Source organism: Conexibacter sp. W3-3-2 (assembly GCF_009707605.1).
Lineage (GTDB): Bacteria > Actinomycetota > Thermoleophilia > Solirubrobacterales > Solirubrobacteraceae > Paraconexibacter > Paraconexibacter algicola.
Map to the genome: position 1 here is coordinate 1,754,280 of NZ_WLYW01000001.1, position 16,040 is coordinate 1,770,319.

Genomic DNA, 16,040 nt, shown 5'->3' on the forward strand with positions numbered 1-16,040 from the left:
GTCCCGGGTCAGGCGTGCGTGGGCTGCCGCGCGGCGGCCAGCGCCTGGTCGAGGTCGGCGATGAGGTCCTCGACGTGCTCGATGCCGACCGACAGGCGCACCGTGTCCTGCGTGACGCCTGCGGCGGCGAGCTCCTCCTCGGAGAGCTGCGAGTGCGTGGTCGAGGCGTTGTGGATCGCCAGCGACTTCGCGTCGCCGATGTTCGCCAGGTGGCTGAACAGCCCGAGCGACTCGATGAACGTGCGGCCCGCGTCGTGGCCGCCCTCCACCCCGAAGGTCACGAGGGCCCCGTGGCCGCCGCGCAGCACGCGACCCGCGACCTCGTGGTACGGGTCGTCCTCGAGGCCCGGGTAGAACACCCACGCGACCGCCGGGTGCTCCTTCAGCCAGCGGGCGATCGCCAGCGCGTTGGCGTTGTGGCGCTCGATCCGCAGCGGCAGCGTCTCGATGCCCTGCAGGAACAGGAACGCGTTGAACGGCGACAGCGCCGCCCCGGTGTTGCGCAGCAGGACCGTGCGCACGCGACCGATGTAGGCGGCCGGGCCCAGCGCGTCGGACCAGACCACGCCGTGGTAGCTGGGGTCGGGCTGGGTGAGGCCGGGGAAGCGGGCGCCGTGGGCGACCCAGTCGAAGCGTCCGGCATCGACGACCGCGCCGCCGATCGACGTGCCGTGGCCGCCGATGAACTTCGTCAGCGAGTGGACCGCGACGTCGGCGCCGAGGTCCAGCACGCGCGCGCCGATCGGCGTCGCGACGGTGTTGTCGACGATCAGCGGCAGGCCGTGCTCGTGGGCCGCCTGCGCCCACGCGGGCACGTCCAGGACGTTGAGCCGCGGGTTGCCGATCGTCTCGCCGAACACCAGCCGGGTGCGCTCGTCGACGTGCTGCGCCAGCGACGCCGGGTCGTCGGCGTCGACCCAGCGCACCTCGATGCCGTACTGCGGCAGCGTGTGGGCGAAGAGGTTGTACGTCCCGCCGTAGAGCTGGGAGACCGAGACGATGTTGTCGCCGGCCCGCGCGATGTTCAGGACGCTGTAGGTCACGGCCGCCTGACCGGAGGCGGTGACGACCGCACCGACGCCGCCCTCGAGCTGGGCGAGGCGCTGCTCGAGCACGTCCCAGGTCGGGTTCATGATCCGCGAGTAGATGTTCCCCGGCGTCTTCAGCGCGAAGAGATCGGCGGCGTGATCGGTGTCGTCGAACACGAACGACGAGGTCTGGTAGATCGGGACGGCCCGGGCGTTGGTGGCCGGGTCGGGCGACTGGCCGCCGTGGAGGGCGACGGTCTCGGGACGCAGGGCGGCGGGATCAGACATGGGGCTCCTTCGGGGTGACGGGTCGGGGGGCGGGTCCGCGTCCTGCGCGGGCCAGGAGGAGGTCGAAGAGCGCGCGGCCGGCGGTCGCGCTGGCGGCGGCGCGCTCGCGGGTGAGCGCGCGCAGGACGCCGGCGCGCGGTCCCGGAGCGCCTGGGCGACCGTGCTCGGGGTGCAGCCACCAGTCCACCATCCACGGCAGGATCTCCGGGTGGAACTGGACGCCGAGGTGGCGGCCGTGCGTGTAGGCGAGCGTCCCGCGCAGGCCGCGCGCGCGGATCGTCGCGCCCGGCGGCGGCACGACGAGCTCGTGCTGCCAGCACAGCCACGCCCCGGCCGGGATCGGGGCGTCGGCACCGGTGACGCCGACGCCCCAGGTGATCCAGGGCGTCGCGGCGCGGCGGGTGCGGCCCCCGAGGGCGACGGCGAGCGCCTGGGAGCCGTAGGCGATGCCCAGCAGCGGCAGACGCGGCGCGGCGGCGGCGAGCCAGGCGAGCTCCTGTCGCACCCACGGGACGTGCAGGTCGGCCGCCGAGGCGTCGGCGCCGAGCACGACCGCGGCGTCGTGGCGGGACGGGTCGACGGCGGCGAGCTCGCCGCGGTCGGCGCGCACGACGTGCAGGGCGACGTCGCGGTCGGGCGCCCACTCGCCCAGGAGGCCGGGAGGCAGGCGGTCGTCGTGCTGGACGACGAGGATCGAGGCAGGGGGTCTCACGGGACGCGGTGTCCTTCCGGGGAGCGGGCGACGGGGGCGGGCGGCGCGCGTGGGCGCCGTGTCGGTCCGGCGCTAGGCCGGTCAGGCGGCGGGGAGCCGCGACGGCGCGGGACATCGCGCCGCGCCCGGGAGGGCGGGGCGGGTCCCGATCGTGAGCGAGGTGTCGGTGGGAGCCGGCACGAGCCCACCGTAGCACAAAGCATGTAATGTCTATCTTGTTTGTTGGGATTGCCCGAACGGGTGGTCCGGCACACCACACCGTGACCTCCCCCCTCGCGATCCTCAGCGCCGCCACCGGCCCCGCGCGCCCGCGCCTCGAGCGCCTCGGCGGCATGCTCGCCCTGCTCGCCGCCAGCGTGCGCGTCCTCGCCTCGCCCGCGCGCTTCCCCACCTGGCGGACCGAGTTCGTCCTGCACAGCATCTTCATCCTGCGCGTCGCCGCGCTGCCGATCGCCATCAGCGTGGCGGCCTGGGGCTTCGGCGGCCCGGGCCTGCAGGCGGGCAACTTCCTCGTCACCTTCGGCTCGATCGACCGGGCCGGCGGCTTCATGGTCGTCGCCATCGTCCGCGAGTTCGGGACGTTCGTCACCGCGACCGTCGTCGCCGGCGTCGTCGGCACCACCATCACCGCCGAGCTCGGCGCCCGTCGTGTACGCGGGGAGCTCGACGCACTGCGCACCCTCGGCGTCGACCCGATCGCGTCGATCGTCGCCCCGCGCATCCTCGCCCTCGCGCTGATGATGATGCTGCTGGACGTGCTCGCGCTGCTGTGCGGCGTGCTCGGCGGCTACGTCGCCGCGGTCGGCGTCCTCGGCGGCACCACCGGCGGGTTCGTCACGAGCTTCTTCGCCAACGCCACGTTCCTCGACCTCGCCGCCAGCGTGCTGAAGGTCGGGCTCTTCGGCGTCCTCATCGGCGTCATCTGCAGCTACCGCGGGCTGACCGCCTCCGGCGGCGCCGCGGGCGTCGGCCGCGCCGTCAACGACGCGGTCGTCGGGTCGCTCGTGGCGATCTTCCTCGTGAACCTCCTGTACACGCAGTGGTTCCTCGCGGAGTTCCCCGAGGTCGGCGTGTTCCGCTGAGCCGCCACGGCGGCCCGGCGGACCACGCCGACCGCCGGGTCAGGCGGCGAGCTGGAAGCGCCCGACGACCGCCTCGAGGGCGTCCGCCCGGCCTGCCAGCTGCTGCGCGGCCATCGCGATCTCGTGCGCGGACGCGGTCGTCTGCTCGGTCGACGCCGAGACCTGCTGCGCCCCCGCCGAGGACTGCTCGGCGACGCTCGCGACGTCGGCGATGTCGGTGTGCAGCCGCTGCGAGCCCTCGGCGATGCGCGCCACCTCGTCGGTGATCGCCTCCACGCGCTCCCCGAGCTGCTCGACCGACCGGCCGATCGCCACGAAGCTCTCGCGCGCCTCCTCGACCGTCCCGACCCCGACCTCCGTGCGCCGCGCCCCGTCGAGCACGACCTCGCGCGCCCGCGAGGTCTCGTGCTGGATCTGCTCGATCAGCGAGCCGATCGTGGCGGCGGCGTCCTGCGCCTCCTCGGCGAGCTTGCGGACCTCGTCGGCCACGACCGCGAAGCCGCGGCCCTGCTCACCCGCCCGGGCGGCCTCGATCGCGGCGTTCAGCGCGAGCAGGTTCGTCTGCTCGGCGATCCCGGTGATCGTGTCGACGATCCCGCCGATCTCGCCGGACTTCTGGGTCAGCCCGTCCATCGCCTGCGAGACGTCGGCCGACGCCGCGCGCACCGTCGTCATCGCCTCGGTCGCCTCGACCACGGTCCGGGCGCCCCGCTCGGCGACCTGCCGGGCCTCGACGGCCGCGTCGGACGCCTCCTGGGCGCTGCGGGCGCTCGACTCCCCGGCGCGGGCCATCTCCTCGGTCGCCGCACGTGCGGACTCCACCGCGCGGACCTGCCGCTCGGCGCCGAGCGCGACCTCGCCGATCGCGGTCGCGATCTCGCCGATCGCCCGGCCCGTCTCGTCGGACGAGCCGGCCATCGTCTGGGACGCCACGGTCAGCTCGGAGGCCATCCGGGCGACCTCGCCGACGAGGCCCGAGAGCCGCTCGGTCATCTCCGCGAAGGCGTTGCCGAGCGTGTCCGCCTCGCCCTTGCTCGTCACCTGCACCCGCAGGTCACCGGCCGCGACCGCGGACGCCGTGTCCGCCACGCGGGCGAGGTCCTCGCGCATGTCGTTGTAGGCCGCGATCGACGACTGCGCGCGCGCGAGCATCTCGTTGAAGATGCCGGCGAGCGTGCCCGCCTCGGTGCCCTCCTGCGCGGTCAGCCGGGTCGTGCGCTCGCGGACCTCGACCCCGAGGTCGCCCTGACCGCTCATCGCCTGCAGCCCCGCCTCGAGGTCCGCCAGGCAGTTCGTGCTCAGGCTTCCCAGGCGATCCTCCAGGTCGGCGAGGCAGGAGTGGTCGCCCAGCGCGACGCGCAGGTCCTCCCGCATCGCGTTGTACGCCTCGATCGAGGTCTGGGCCTTGGCGAGCATGGCGTTGAAGATCTCTGCGAGCCGCCCGACGTCGGCGCCGTCGGCAGCGACCAGCGGCGTGGTCACGGGCGTCACCGTCACGGTGAGGTCGCCGCGGGCGCTCATCGCCTGCAGGCCGTCCTCCAGGGCCGTGAGGCAGTGACCGTCGAGGCTCTCCAGACGGGCCCGCAGGTCGGTGAGGCAGGACTGCGTCCCGAGCGCGTCGGCCAGCTCGGCACGCAGCGCGTCGTAGGCGGCGACCGACTCGATCGTGCGGGCGCGGATGTCGTCGACCGCGCGGCAGAGATCGCCGATCTCGTCGCGGGCGTCGGAGTCGATCGGCTGGACGTCGAAGGCGACCTCGTGTGCGTGGTCGCCGCGCTCGAGGGCCCGCAGCCCCTCGGCGAGCCCGTCGACCGCCTGGTCGCGGACGAGGCCGAGCCGCTCGCGGACCTCGCCGACCGAGGAGCTGACGTCACGGCTGATGCGGCGGGAGACGAGCAACGCGACCGCGAACGCGAGCAGGGCCGCGACGAGCCCGGCGATGATGGCGTTGCGGCTGGCGGCGCGCGCCGTGGCGGCGTCCGCGGCGCGCAGCTCCTCGAAGCGCTGCTGCGTGCGGACCGCGGCGGCGAGCACCTGCTCGGCCATGCGCTCGGCCTTCTCGAACGCGGTGCGGATCGCGGCGATGCCGGCGCGCTCGCGGACCGCGGGGAAGAGCTCCGTCCGCACGGAGGCGTCGTGCGCCTGGTCGGCCTTGTTGGCGCCCGCGGCGATCCGCGTCGCCTCGGGGTCGCCGAACGCCTCGACGCGGGCGGCGCCGCGCTCGGCCATGGCGACGCCGCGCTCGAACTCGCGGACGTAGCGCGCGTCGCCGGTCTCGGCGTAGGAGGCCTGCGCGGCCATCTGGCGGCGGGTCCCCTCGGTCTGGGTCTGGGCGGAGGAGAGGGCGCTGGAGGCGCGGTCGGCGTCGGACCACGCCGAGCCCGAGCGGGCGCCGAAGAGGATCGTCGCCGCGATGGCGAGGACGAACAGCACCACGACGGCACCGAACCCGCGGCGCAGCCGCCCGGCGATCGTGTCTGAGGAGAACATGCGCGATTTTCCTTGGTCGTGAACGGGGAAGTCCCCCGGGGTCGTCGGCCACCGGGGAGCGGTCCGCAGGGGGCGAACTACGGAGTCCGCCCCCGGACATCCGTCCATGCTCACCCTCTACCTGAGGGTGAGACAGCCCGGATCGCGACCATCGGGGCGCCGCTGACGCGGCCCTCGACCCAAAAGCATGTAATCTCTACTGGGATTATCGAGTTAGGCGTCCGGGCAGGGGTCCGCGGCGCCGCTCCCCGCGCATGACCACGCCTTCCTCCGGGACCACCACCGCCCGTGGGCACCGCCCCACGACCACGACGCGCGCACCCGCCACGCGCCGGCCGCACGCACCCCGGGCCGCCCGTCCCTCGTGAGCCGCCTCGCCTCCCGCAACCAGCGCCCCGCCGCCCGCGGCCCGCTCGAGCTGCTCGGCGAGCTCGCGTCGTTCGCCCGCGCCCTCGCCCGGGCCACGCCCGACGTGCGGCGCTACCTCGCCGAGGCCGCCCGCCAGGCCGCGATGATCGCCACCGGCTCGACCCTCGTGATCGTCGCGGTCGCGTTCCTCGCCGGCGGCTCCTGCGGCCTGGAGTCCACCGCGCTGGCGCGCAGCTTCGGCTTCGACCCGATCGCCGGCGGCTTCTCGACCTGGTGCTCGCTGCGCGAGGTCGTCCCGTTCGTCTTCGGCTACATCCTCGCCGCCAAGGTCGGCTGCGGCTTCGTCGCCGAGCTCGGCGCCATGCGCGTCCAGGAGGAGATCGACGCGCTCGAGTCGATGGGCGTGCGCTCGCTCGCCTACCTCGGCGTCACGCGGCTGCTCGCGTGCGTCGCCGTGCTGCCCTTCGCCTACCTGCTCAGCATCGGTGCCGCGTACGCCGCCGCCTACCTCATGTCGGTCGTCCGCTTCGGCGACGTGTCCCCCGGCACCTGGTCGCTGTTCTTCTTCACCTTCCAGGACGGCTGGGACCTCGTCTACTCGATGGTCAAGGGCACGGTCATCGCCGCGTGGGTGCTGCTCGTCTCGCTGTACTTCGGCTACGGCGTCCGCGGCGGCCCCGTCGAGGTCGGCGCCGCCACCGCCCGCTCGATGGGCGTCTCGATCATCGGCGTCACCGTCATCTCGATGGCCGGGACGCTCATCTTCTGGTCGGCCAACCCGCGGATCCCGGTGGGATGAGCAGCCGGTCGCTCGCCGCCGCCGCCCTCGGAGCGGCCGTGCTCGCCGTCGCCGTGCTGCTGCTCGGCCCCGGCGGCGGGGCCGACGGCCAGCGCGTCGTCGCGGTGTTCGACGGCGTCAACGGCCTCGTCCGCGGCGCCGAGGTCCGCATGGGCGGACTGCGGGTCGGGCGCGTCCAGGACATCGCGCTGCGCGACGGCCGGCCCCGCGTCACGCTGCGGCTCGACGACGACGTGCGCCTGCGCCGCGGCGCCCGCGCCGACCTGCGGCTCGGCTCGCTCAGCGGCACCGTCAATCGCTACGTCGCCGTGGCCCCCGGCGACGGGCCGCTGCTCGCCGACGGGGCCACCCTCGGCCTCGCCCGCACCGACCAGCCGGTCGAGGTCGACGACGTCCTCTCCACGCTCGACCCCCGCACCCGCGGCGAGGTCCGCGCCGTCCTGACCGGCCTGCGCGGCGCCACCGACGGCCGCGGCGACGCGCTCGCCGGCGCCCTGCGACGCAGCACGCGGGCGCTGCAGGGCACCGCCGACGCGCTCGGCGAGGTCACCGCCGACGGACGCGCCCTGCAGGAGCTCGTCCGCTCCGGCCGGCGCGTCACCGGCGCGCTCGCCGCGGACCCCGGGGCCACCGGCGCCGCCGTCGACGAGGTCGCCGCGCTGCTGGCGGACACCGCCGCCGAGCAGGCCGCCCTCGGGGACGCGCTCGCCGGCCTGCCCGCCGGGCTCGCCGCCCCCCGGCGCGCGCTCGAGCGCGTCCGCACGGCCACCCCGACCCTCCGCGCCCTCGTGCGCGAGCTGCGCCCCGGCACCCGCGAGCTGCGCGACGCGGCCCCCGAGCTCGCCACGGCGCTGCGCGACGCCCGCCCGGTGCTGCGCGACGCCGCCGCGCTGACCCGCACCGCCCCCGGCGACCTCGACGCCCTGCGCGCCGTCCTGCCCACCGCCCGCAAGGTCCTGCCGCGGCTCGACGACGTCCTGCGCGTCGCCGGGCCCGTGCTCGACGAGACCCGCGTGCGGCTCCCCGACTTCTTCTCGTTCTTCTCCGGCTGGGCGGACTTCACGAGCAACTTCGACGCCAACGGGCACGCCGCCCGCGTCGGGCTCGTCCTCCCGCCCGCGCCGCTGAACCAGATCGACGGCAGCACGAACGCCGCCGGCCACCTGCGCGCCCCGTTCGTGCGCGAGCCCGGCGTCCTGCAGGACGAGCCGTGGACCGACTACCGCGACAGCTACGTCGGCGGGGACGGCCGATGAGCCGCCGCGCCGCCACCGCCACCACCCTCCTGCTCCTCGGCGCCGCCGCGGCCGTCGCCGCCGTCCTGCTGCTGCGCGGCGGCCCCGACGTCGACGTCCGCGCCGAGTTCACGAGCTCCCGCGGGCTCGTCCCCCGCGCCGAGGTGCGGCTCGGCGGCGCGCCCGCCGGGTCGGTCGCGGCGATCGAGCTGAGCGACCGCGGCACCGCGCGTGTCGAGCTCGACCTCCACGACGGCCTGCCCGCCCTGCGCGCCGACGCCACCGCGGCGATCCGGCCCGTCGACCTGCTCGGGGACGTGTACGTCGAGCTCACGCCCGGCACCTCGACCGAGCCGCTGCGCGGCCCGATCCCGGTCGCCCGGACGAGCAACGCGCCGCGCCTGGACGAGCTGCTCTCCACCTTCGACGCCCCGGTCCGCGCCGGCCTGCGCGCGCTGCTGGCCGAGTCCGGCCGCGCGCTCGGCGCCCGCGGGGCCGAGCTGGGGCGCGCCGCGATCGAGCTGCGTCCCGCCCTGCGCGCGAGCGACGGCGTCCTGCGCGAGCTCGACGCCCAGAACGCGGCGCTCGGCGCGCTCGTGCAGGACGCCGACCGCGCCGTCGGCTCGCTCGCCGCGCGCCGCGGCGACGTCGCCGGGACCGTCGACGGGCTCGACCGCCTGCTCGCCACCACCGACCGCCGCGGACGCGACCTCGACCGCGGCCTGCGAGACCTGCCCGCCACGCTCACCCGGATCTCCGGCACCGCCCGGCGGCTGGACGCCACCGCGACCGCCGCCGTGCCGCTGGCCCGCGAGCTGCGTGACGCCGCCCCCGGCGTCGCCGGGGCGCTCGCCGAGCTGCCCCCGTTCCTGCGCGGCCTGCGGACCGCCGCGCGCGACCTCACCCCGACGCTCGCCGCCCTGCGCAGCACCCTGCGCGACGGGACCCCCGCGCTGCGCTCGCTCGCCTCCGGGCTCGGCGCGCTGACCACGGTGGCCCCGCAGGTCCGGGAGCTCGCCGCGATCGCGCGCGACGCCGCGCCCGACATCTCCGAGGGGTTCTTCGTGAACTTCGCCGACCAGGGCTCCGAATCCGGGAGGCAGCCGTTCGACCCGTTCGCCGACCCGCGGCGCACCTACTGGCGCGGCGCCGCCGTCCTCTCCTGCGAGGCGTTCGGCGTCAAGGTCGCGCCCGGCTGCCTCACCCGCTTCCTCGGCGGCGCCGCCGGCGACGGGACGCGCACGACGGCCCGGCCGCAGCGCGACCGCACCCCGGCCCCGACCGTCCCCGCGGCCGTGACCCCCACGCCCGCCGACGGCGACCGCCCGGCCTCCGCCCCCGGCCCGCTCCTGCCGTCGCTGCTGCCCGACGTCCGCGAGGCGCTGCAGGACCTGCTCGGCCCGTCGTCGCGGACCGGCTCCACGCTCCAGGAGCTGCTGCGCCCATGAGCCGCCGACGCACCCGCCTGCGCGGCCACCTGGCCGTCAACGACGAGGCCCCCCGCGGCAACGGCCTGCTCGCCCTCGGGCTCGTCGTCGTCACGCTCGTCGCACTCGTCGCGTACCTCTCCACCGTCGCGATCGACGGTGGGCCGCTGGAGCGCGCCTACGAGGTCCAGCTGCGCGTCGACGCCGCCACCCCGGGCGCGCCGCCGCTGAAGGACGGCGACGAGGTCCGCATCGGCGGGCAGCGCGCCGGCGAGGTGCGCCGCGTCGAGGTCGACCGCGCCGACCCGACCGGCGCGCGGCTCACGCTCGCGCTCGACGGCACGGTCGGTCGCGGCGTCGCCCGCGACGCCACCGTGCGCGTGCGCATCCGCGGCCTGGCGGGCGCCACCTACCTCGACCTCGACCCCGGGACCGGACCGGTGCTGCCCTCCCCCGCCCGGCTCCCGGACACCGCCGCCAGCGCCGCACCCGATCTCGCGGACGTCGTCGAGACCTTCGACGCGGCCACCCGTGCGGCCAGCCGCTCGGCGCTGACCGGCTTCGGCGGCGGTCTCGCCGGCCGCGGGCGCGAGCTCGGCGAGACCGTCGCCACCCTCGGTCCCGCCGCCGCGCGCCTGACGCCGCTGGCCCGCGCGATGACGCCGCGCCCGGGCGAGCTCGCCGCGCTGCTCGGCGACCTCGGCACCACGGTCCGGGCGGCCGACGCCGACGGCGCGCTCGCCGACGCCGTGCCCGCCGCCCGCCGCACGCTCGACGCCGTCCCGTCGCCCGCCGTCGACGCGACCCTGCGGACCCTGCCGGCGGCGGAGCGCTCCGTCGCCGCCGTCCTCCCGCAGGCGGACCGGCTCCTGGAGGACCTCCGGGTCGCCGCGGTCGACCTGCGCCCCGCGGCCGTCTCGCTGCGCCGCGCCGTCCCGTCGCTGCGCGCGGCGCTGCGCCGCGACGAGGCGCTCGACGACCTCGCGCGCGTCGGCCGGGCCGCGACGCCCGTGCTCCGCGCCGCCGCCCCGCTGCTGCGCGAGCTGCGCGTCCCGACCGCGCTCCTGCGCCCGCTCGCCACGCCGCTGGGCTCGCTGGCCACCTCCCTCGTCCCGTACCGCCGCGAGATCCTCCTCGCCCCGGAGGGCTTCACCACCTGGGGCGGGTTCCGCTTCGCCGAGGGGCAGGCGTCCGGGGCCCGCGCCGTGCGCTTCAGCATGGTGCTGACCTGCCACCGCGCCCGCGACGCCTACCCGGCTCCCGGCGAGGCGCTCACGCAGGAGGCACCGTGCCGCTGACCCGCACCGCCCTGCGCGGCGCCCTCGTCGCCCTGCTGCTCGTCGCCGGCGTGCTGCTCGCGTGGCTGCGCCCGAACCCGTTCGCCGACCCGACGGAGGTCCGCGCCGTGTTCGCCGACGGCGGGGCGCTCCAGCTCATCGGCGCCGAGGTCCGCATGGCCGGCACGCCCGTCGGCCGGGTGACCGGCAAGCGTCGCGTGGGCTCCGTCGCCGAGGTGACGATGGAGCTCGACGACGCCGCCGGGACCGTCCGGCGCGACGCGACCGCGCAGCTGCGCCCGCGGCTCGCGTTCGAGGGCACCGCCTTCATCGACCTGCAGCCCGGCAGCCCGCGGTCCGCGCCGCTGGGCGACCGCGTCCTGCCGCTCGCGCGGACGACGACCTTCACCTCGCTGGACACGGTCCTGCGGCTCGCCGACGCCCCGACCCGCGCACGCGTCCGCGGGACCGCCGCCGGCCTCGCCCGTGCGCTGGAGCCCGGCGCACGCGCCGCCGTCAACCGCCTGCTCGGCGACGCCCCCGCCCTGCTGCGCGACACCGCCTGGGTGACCGAGGCCGCCCAGGGGCCGCGTCCGGCCGCGCTGCAGCGCACCGTCGCGCAGCTGGCGACCACCACGTCGGCGCTCGCCGCCCGCGAGCGGGACCTCGCCCCGCTGATGCGCGACACCGCCGCCACCGCGGCCGCGCTGCGCGGGCGGGTGGCCACCGGCCGCGCCGCGCTGCGCCGCACGATCGCCGCCCTGCCCGCCACCGCCGTCGCGCTGCGGGACCACGGCCGCCGCCTCGACGCCACCGTCGCGCGGCTGCAGCCCGTCGCCGCCGCGCTGCGGCCCGGCGCCCGGCGGCTGGCCCCGACGCTGCGGACCGCACGCCCGCTGCTGCGCGACGCGTCGAGCGCGCTCGTGGCCGCCCGGCCGCTCGTCGCCGACCTGCGGGTCGCACTGCCCGCCGGTCGCCGCGCCGCCACGCCCACCCGGCGTGTCCTGCGCGCCACGACGCCGACGCTGCGCACGCTCGACGCGACCCTGCTGCCCGCGCTGCTGCGCGAGACCGGCCTGGGCATCCCGGCCTACCGCGCGTTCCTGAACATGTTCGCCGGCGGCGGCGGCGCCTCGCGCGCCTTCCAGACCCCGGCGCAGGGCGGCAGCACCGGGGCCGGGCACTTCATGCGCTTCGGCTTCCGCTTCCTCACCGGGATCGGCCTGCCCGCTGCGCCGTGCACGCTCCTCGAGCGCCTGCGCCCCGAGCTCGCCGGTGCGTTCGCCACCGCGGGAGCGTGCACGCCGTGAGCCGCCGTCGCCGTCCCGTCCCCGCCGGCCGCGCGCTCGCCGGGCCGCGCCCGCGGCTCGGCCGCCTCGCGGTCGTGCTGCAGGCCCTCGTCGCCCTCGCGCTCGCCGCCTTCCTGCTCGCCCAGCAGGACCCGCGGATGCCGTGGGACGACTCCTACGAGGTCCGCGTCGAGCTGCGCGACGCCTCGGGCCTGTCGACCGAGGACCGCAACCGCGTGACCATCGCGGGCGTCCCCGCCGGACGGGTCGACGAGGTCCGCCACGACCCCGAGCGCGGCGTCGCCGTGGCGACCCTGCGCCTCGACGGCGACACCGCCGGCCGCCTGCACGCCGGGACCCGCGCGACCGTGCAGCCGCGCTCGGCGCTCAACGACCTCGTGCTCGACCTCACCCCCGGCCGCCTCGACGCCCCCGCCCTGCTCGACGGGGACCGCATCCCGGTGACCCGGGCCGCCGGCGCCACGCAGCTCGACCAGGTCCTCGAGACGCTCGACGCCGACACCCGCTCGCAGCTGCAGCTGCTCCTCGCCGGGCTCGACGAGGGCCTCGGCGACGCCCGGGGCGGACGCGTCGCCGCCGCCCTGCGCCAGCTCGACCCGGTGCGCGTCTCCGGCGGGCGGGTCGCGCGCACGCTCGCCGAGCGCCGCGTGCTGCTGCGCCGTCTCGTCGGCGGCCTGGACACGCTCACCGGGGCGCTCGCCGCCCGTGCCGACGCGCTCGAGCGCGCGGTCGGCGCCGGCCGCCGGACCGTCGCGGTGAGCGCCGCCCGCGACGCGGAGATCGCCGCCGCCGTCGACCGGCTGCCCGGGACGCTCGCGGACGTCCGGGCGGCGCTCGACGGCATCCAGCGGCTCGCCGAACCGCTCGACCCGGCGCTCGTGCGGCTGCGCCCGGTCGCCCGCGCGCTCCCCGGGGCGCTCGACGCGCTGCGGGACAGCACCCCGGCGACGCGCGCCCTGCTCGGCGAGCTGCGCCGCACCGCCCGGCAGACCCGCACCGCCTCCCGCACGCTGCGCGTGACCCTCCAGCGCCTCGGACCGGCCGCGACCGCCCTGGAGCCCGCCGTCCGCGACGCGGCCCCGACCGTGGCGGCGATCGACCGCAACCGCGACGGGATCGGCCTGCTCGGCGAGCGCTTCACCGGCATCTTCTCGACCAACGACGTCAACGGCCCGATCCTCCGCGGCCTCGGCTTCTTCGAGACGTTCAACCCGGCGAACTTCGGCTTCAGCGCCACGACCCCCGCCGCCCGGCTGCGCGCCGGCACGCAGGTCGTCGCGGCGCTCACGAAGGTCTGCGCCGAGCAGAACCCGCTCGCCTGCCTCGTGCGCTACCTCGTCCCCGGCCTCCCCGGGGCCGTCCGCACCGCCGCCGACCCGCTCGGCGCGCTGCCCCGGAAGGACCGGCCGTGAACCTCGAGATCCCGCGCGGCGGCGCCCTGGCCCTCGTCGCCTTCGTCGTCGCGTCCGTGACGGTCCTGCTGATCCTGACCGCGCGCTTCGGCGGCCCGTCGATCCGGCTCGACGACCCGTACGAGCTGCGCGTGACGCTCGGCGACACCCAGGGGCTCACCGAGCGCAGCGACGTCCTCGTGCGCGGGGTCAAGGTCGGCCGCGTCACCGGGCTGCGCGTGCGCGGCGGCGTCGCCCGCGCGCGCCTCGTCCTCGACGCCGAGCCGGTCGACGTGCACCGCGGCGCCACCGTGCGCGTCGGCAGCAAGACGCTGCTCGGGGAGGCGTACGTCGATCTCGTCCCGGGTCCCGCGGGCGCCGCGCGGCTGCCGTCCGGCGCCACCCTGCCGGCGAGCGCGGTCCGCGACACGGTGCAGGTCGACGAGGCGCTCGCCGCCCTCGGCCCCCGGGCCCGCGAGGACCTCGCCGCCACGGTGCGCGAGGCCGGCCGTGGCGCGGCGGCACCCGAGACCGCCGAGCGGGTCTCGGGCACGCTCGGGGAGCTGCACCGCACGGTGCAGGAGCTGCACGTGCTCGGCACGACGCTGCGCGACCAGACCGGGGACATCGCCGCCTCGGTCGGGGCCGGGCGCCGGGTCGTCGGCGAGCTCGCCGTCCGCGACGGGCAGCTGCGCCGTCTCGTGACCGGCGCCCGCACGACGCTGCAGGCCACCGCGCGGCGCGACCGCGCGCTGCGCGCGACGCTCGCCGAGACGCCGCGGCTGCTCGCCACCACCGACCGGACGCTGCGCACCGCCCGGCCGCTGCTGACGCAGGCGCGCCCGCTCGTCGCCGACCTGCGTGCGACCGCCCGGCCGCTCACCGGGGCGCTCGACGCCCTCCCGGCCGCCGCCCGGGACCTGCGCGTCGTGCTCGACCGGGCCGCGCCCGTGCGCGCCGCAGCACTGCCGCTGCTGCGCGCCGCGGGACCGGTGATCGCCGCCGCCCGGCCGGCCGCCCGTCGGCTCGACCCGACGCTGCGCAACGTCGTCACCGCCGTGCGCTACCTCGAGCCGCGCAAGGATGCGATCGCCGCCTGGTTCGCGAACACCGCGGCGCTCGGGCGCCGCGGCGACGCCAAGGGCCGGTGGGCGCGGTTCTTCATCTTCGCCGACCCGGCGCAGCTGCTGTCGCAGCGGTCCTCGCTGCCGACCAACGCCTACCCGCAGCCCGGGGACGCGGCCGACAACCGCCCCTACGAGCGCGGCCAGACCCCGCGGCTGCGCCCCGCCGAGCTGCCCTGAGCCGCGGTTAGCGGGCGGCGCGGCGCCCGCGCTCGCAGCCGCGGACGACGTCGAGGCGGTCGGCCTCGACGCGGTCGCGTCCCGGGCCGCAGTCGACCACGTCGCGCTCGCCGTCGACGCTGCGCAGGAGGTCGTCGCCGGGGCCGCCGCGGAGCACGTCGGCGCCGTAGCCGCCGGTGAGCGCGTCGCGGCCCGCGCCGCCGTCGAGGCCGTCGTCGCCGCGGGCGCCCGCGAGCCGGTCGTCGCCGTCGCCGCCGAGCAGCACGTCGTCGCCGCGGCGCCCCTCGAGCCGGTCGGCGCCCGGTCCACCGTCGAGCCAGTCCCCGACCGCGGACCCCTCGAGGTGGTCGGCGCCCTCGCGGCCGTGCAGCGGCCCCACGTACCCGGCGGCGCGCAGGGCGGTCATGCTGAGGTAGTCGTCCCCCAGGGTCGCCCAGGGGGTCGAGGTGATGCCGTCGGCCGCCCGGATCGCCTCGAGCGCGGCGAGTGCGGCCGCCGGCGCCCGACGCAGCCCGGCATTGACCCGCGCGCGCACCACGTCGCCGGGCTCGATCCACGGGGCGCCGGCCACCCGCCGGGCGACGAGCCGCTCGCAGTCGGCGAAGCGCGCGCCGTGTGCGCCGAGCACCTCGGCCGGGGTGCCGACGGCGCGAGCGCCGTGGTACGGCCAGTAGACGGTGTCGGTGCCCGGGCCGCACACCACCGTCTGCACGGTGCGGCCGAGCCAGATCGCGTCGTCCCCCGGGCCGCCGTCGAGGACGTCCGCGCCGCTGCCGCCGATCAGGAGGTCCGCTCCCGCGCCCCCCGTCACGCGGTCGGTCCCGGGACCGGCGTCCAGGAGGTCGTCGCCGTCCCCGCCCGCCAGCACGTCCGGGCCGCGCCCGCCGCCGAGGACGTCGTCGCCGGCGCCGCCGAGCAGCAGGGCGTCACCGCCCCGGCCGCCGAGCACGACGTCGTCGCCGGCCCCGCCGTCGAGCCGGCGGTCGTCGCCGAAGCCGCGCTCGAGCAGGAGGTCGTCCCCGTCACCGCCGCCCAGGTCGTCGTCCCCGTCACCGCCGTCGAGCCAGTCGTGCCCGGCCCCGCCGGACAGGCGGTCGTTCCCGGTGCCACCGTCGAGGACGTCGTCGCCCGCCGCACCGCGCAGCACGTCGTCGGCCGACCGACCGTCGAGGCGGTCGGGGCCCGGGCCCCCGGCGAGGGTCTGGCTGCCGTAGCCGCCGACGAGCTCGCGCGCGGGCGCGGCGGCGGGCAGCAGCGCGGCGGCGAGGAGCGCCGCGACGAGCGGGGAGCGGGACGGCACACCTGCCCATCGGCAGCCGGGCGGCGGG

General features: G+C 77.6%; 12 protein-coding genes. 8 read left to right on the forward strand and 4 right to left on the reverse strand.

Annotation, left to right across the window (positions count from 1 at the left end):
- Positions 1 to 8: 8 nt before the first annotated feature.
- Complete coding sequence (locus GKE82_RS08665) at positions 9 to 1,316, reverse strand: O-acetylhomoserine aminocarboxypropyltransferase/cysteine synthase family protein (protein WP_154733005.1); 1,308 nt, start codon at positions 1,314 to 1,316, stop codon at positions 9 to 11.
- A complete protein-coding gene (locus GKE82_RS08670; protein ID WP_154733006.1) occupies positions 1,309 to 2,028 on the reverse strand; it encodes a type 1 glutamine amidotransferase in 720 nt (239 codons plus the stop codon). The genes GKE82_RS08665 and GKE82_RS08670 overlap by 8 nt, the downstream gene beginning before the upstream one ends.
- 260 nt (positions 2,029 to 2,288) lie before the next feature.
- On the opposite strand from GKE82_RS08670, the gene GKE82_RS08675 reads away from it, so the two are divergent.
- The gene (locus GKE82_RS08675) at positions 2,289 to 3,110 is read left to right on the forward strand and encodes an ABC transporter permease (protein ID WP_309233503.1); all 822 of its coding nucleotides are present in this window, start codon (positions 2,289 to 2,291) and stop codon (positions 3,108 to 3,110) included.
- Between the two features lie 39 nt (positions 3,111 to 3,149).
- On the opposite strand, the gene GKE82_RS08680 is transcribed toward GKE82_RS08675, so the two are convergent.
- Positions 3,150 to 5,600: a methyl-accepting chemotaxis protein gene (locus GKE82_RS08680; RefSeq protein WP_154733007.1), complete on the reverse strand. Its 2,451-nt coding sequence runs from the start codon at positions 5,598 to 5,600 to the stop codon at positions 3,150 to 3,152.
- A 364-nt stretch (positions 5,601 to 5,964) separates the two neighbouring features.
- Here GKE82_RS08680 and GKE82_RS08685 point away from each other — a divergent pair, with 364 nt between their 5' ends.
- The 7 genes from GKE82_RS08685 to GKE82_RS26905 are packed head-to-tail and all read left to right on the forward strand — an operon-like array spanning position 5,965 to position 14,712.
- Positions 5,965 to 6,768, forward strand: coding sequence for an ABC transporter permease (locus GKE82_RS08685; protein ID WP_233243954.1), 804 nt, complete (start codon positions 5,965 to 5,967; stop codon positions 6,766 to 6,768).
- A complete protein-coding gene (locus GKE82_RS08690; RefSeq protein ID WP_154733008.1) occupies positions 6,765 to 8,024 on the forward strand; it encodes an MlaD family protein in 1,260 nt (419 codons plus the stop codon). The genes GKE82_RS08685 and GKE82_RS08690 overlap by 4 nt, the downstream gene beginning before the upstream one ends.
- Positions 8,021 to 9,451, forward strand: coding sequence for an MlaD family protein (locus GKE82_RS08695; RefSeq protein ID WP_154733009.1), 1,431 nt, complete (start codon positions 8,021 to 8,023; stop codon positions 9,449 to 9,451). Before GKE82_RS08690 ends, GKE82_RS08695 begins: the two co-directional genes overlap by 4 nt.
- Positions 9,448 to 10,728 (forward strand): MlaD family protein, encoded by a 1,281-nt coding sequence (locus GKE82_RS08700; RefSeq protein WP_154733010.1) that lies wholly within the window; start codon positions 9,448 to 9,450, stop codon positions 10,726 to 10,728. The genes GKE82_RS08695 and GKE82_RS08700 overlap by 4 nt, the downstream gene beginning before the upstream one ends.
- Positions 10,719 to 12,017, forward strand: coding sequence for an MlaD family protein (locus tag GKE82_RS08705; protein WP_154733011.1), 1,299 nt, complete (start codon positions 10,719 to 10,721; stop codon positions 12,015 to 12,017). Before GKE82_RS08700 ends, GKE82_RS08705 begins: the two co-directional genes overlap by 10 nt.
- On the forward strand, positions 12,014 to 13,429 hold the full coding sequence (locus GKE82_RS08710; protein WP_154733012.1) for an MlaD family protein: 1,416 nt from the start codon (positions 12,014 to 12,016) through the stop codon (positions 13,427 to 13,429). Before GKE82_RS08705 ends, GKE82_RS08710 begins: the two co-directional genes overlap by 4 nt.
- A complete protein-coding gene (locus tag GKE82_RS26905; protein WP_196189123.1) occupies positions 13,426 to 14,712 on the forward strand; it encodes an MlaD family protein in 1,287 nt (428 codons plus the stop codon). Before GKE82_RS08710 ends, GKE82_RS26905 begins: the two co-directional genes overlap by 4 nt.
- A gap of 7 nt (positions 14,713 to 14,719) precedes the next feature.
- On the opposite strand, the gene GKE82_RS08720 is transcribed toward GKE82_RS26905, so the two are convergent.
- Complete coding sequence (locus tag GKE82_RS08720) at positions 14,720 to 16,012, reverse strand: calcium-binding protein (protein WP_154733013.1); 1,293 nt, start codon at positions 16,010 to 16,012, stop codon at positions 14,720 to 14,722.
- Positions 16,013 to 16,040: the final 28 nt, after the last annotated feature.

Excerpts from the sequence above, each read along its gene's own strand:
- GKE82_RS08665 (WP_154733005.1), bottom strand. The coding sequence starts at position 1,316 with ATGTCTGATCCCGCCGCCCTGCGTCCCGAGACCGTCGCCCTCCACGGC.
- GKE82_RS08680 (WP_154733007.1), bottom strand. The coding sequence starts at position 5,600 with ATGTTCTCCTCAGACACGATCGCCGGGCGGCTGCGCCGCGGGTTCGGT.
- GKE82_RS08690 (WP_154733008.1), top strand. The coding sequence starts at position 6,765 with ATGAGCAGCCGGTCGCTCGCCGCCGCCGCCCTCGGAGCGGCCGTGCTC.
- GKE82_RS08695 (WP_154733009.1), top strand. The coding sequence starts at position 8,021 with ATGAGCCGCCGCGCCGCCACCGCCACCACCCTCCTGCTCCTCGGCGCC.
- GKE82_RS08700 (WP_154733010.1), top strand. The coding sequence starts at position 9,448 with ATGAGCCGCCGACGCACCCGCCTGCGCGGCCACCTGGCCGTCAACGAC.